This window comes from Streptomyces sp. SBT349 (genome assembly GCF_001083795.1).
GTDB lineage: Bacteria > Actinomycetota > Actinomycetes > Streptomycetales > Streptomycetaceae > Streptomyces.
In genome coordinates, this window is record NZ_LAVK01000645.1 from 1 (window position 1) to 1,689 (window position 1,689).

2 protein-coding genes are annotated in these 1,689 nt (G+C 73.6%); both read left to right on the forward strand.

Annotated features, from left to right (window positions below):
- Positions 1 to 388 precede the first annotated feature (388 nt).
- Positions 389 to 967: a TerD family protein gene (locus ADY01_RS35485; protein ID WP_049580991.1), complete on the forward strand. Its 579-nt coding sequence runs from the start codon at positions 389 to 391 to the stop codon at positions 965 to 967.
- Between the two features lie 110 nt (positions 968 to 1,077).
- Positions 1,078 to 1,689: TerD family protein (locus tag ADY01_RS35490; RefSeq protein WP_049580992.1), on the forward strand; the 612-nt coding region annotated here is incomplete at its 3' end.

Consider the following 1,689-nt stretch of genomic DNA (forward strand, 5'->3'; position numbering starts at 1 on the left):
GTAGTATTTGTAAAAGAGACACCTCCTCCCGCGGGAACCCCCCCTTCGCGGTGACCCCGGCCCGGGGCCGCCCCTGGTCCGCCCGCCCGGGCGAGGCCCCCCCCCCCCCCCGGCCCCCCCCCCCCCCGGCCCCCCCGCCCGCCGCCCGCCTCTCCGTCGAGACCCTGCTGCGACACGACTACCTGGAAGAGGCCCCGCCCGCCGCCTGCGCCTGAACTCCCCCCGGCCCTCAGCCCTCAGCCCCCCGCCTTCCGCGCGGGCGGGGCGCGGCGCCGGGTTTCAGGAGTGACACAAAGTGGGTATCGGCGGCCGGACTGTCGGTGGCACTGCGTAAGGTTCCGTGCAACCGCCGAAGTGGCGGCCGAGAGGCCGGAGAAGGGTTCAGCGCGTGAGTCTCAACTTGTCCAAGGGACAGGCGATCAACCTCCAGAAGTCCGACGGGGGCACCCTCACCGCGGTGCGGATGGGGCTCGGCTGGCAGGCCGCCCCCCGCCGCGGCCTGCTCGGGAGGCGCTCGCGCGAGATCGACCTCGACGCCTCGGCCGTGGTCTTCGCCGACAAGCAGCCCGTCGACGTCGTCTTCTTCCAGCACCTGGTGAGCGACGACGGCTCCGTCCGGCACACCGGTGACAACCTGGTGGGCGGCGCCGGGCAGGGCGGCGACGACGAGGCGATCCTCGTGGACCTCCAGCGGGTCCCGGTCCACGTCGACCAGATCGTCTTCACGGTCAACTCCTTCACCGGGCAGTCCTTCGCGGAGGTGCAGAACGCGTTCTGCCGCCTCGTCGACGAGACCAACGGCCAGGAGCTGGCGCGTTACACCCTCACCGGCGGCGGCCAGTACACGGCGCAGGTCATGGCCAAGGTGCACCGCCAGGGCTCCGGCTGGCAGATGACGGCCATCGGCGAGCCCGCCAACGGCCGTACCTTCCAGGACCTGCTGCCGGCGCTGATCCCCTACCTGTGACGGCCCCGACCGCCTGATCCCGGGCCCGGCGGCACACGGTCGCGCCGGGCTCATCCCCCCCGAGCACCCCCCGAGCACCCCCCGAGCAAGGGAACGAGAGAGGCTCCACGATGACGGCCGAGTTGATCCGCGGGCAGAACCACCCCCTGCCGGAGACGCGCCTGGAGATACGGGTGTCGGCGGGACAACCGATCGTGGCCGGGGTGACACTCAACGACGACCGGGGCCAGATGCGGGACGCCTCCTGGATAGCCCACCCGGCGTCCCCCCGCCTCCCCGGCATCGAGGTCTCCAAGCAGGCCGCCGCGGACCACCGTCTCGCCGTGGACCTCGACGCCCTGCCCGAGGGCGTTCACCGGGTGAACGTGATGCTCGCCCTCCCCACCGGCGTGGGCGGGCCCGCCGTCTTCGGCGCGGTCGCGGCGCCGTTCGTCGCCGTCACCGGCCTGGACGGCACGCCGATCGTCACCTACTCCCTCGTGGACCTCGCCACCGAGTCCGCCGTCGTCGCCGTCGAGCTCTACCTGAGGAACGGCGCGTGGAAGGTCAGGGCCGTCGGCCAGGGCTTCGCGGGCGGCCTCACGGCGATGCTCCACGACCAGGGTCTCCCGCAGGCCCGGGAGCTTGCCGCCACCATCAACGCGTCGGTGGCCACCACCATGGCCCGCTCGGTGGCCGCGCCCGGGCCCGCGCCCGCGCCCGCCCCGACGCCCACCGGACCC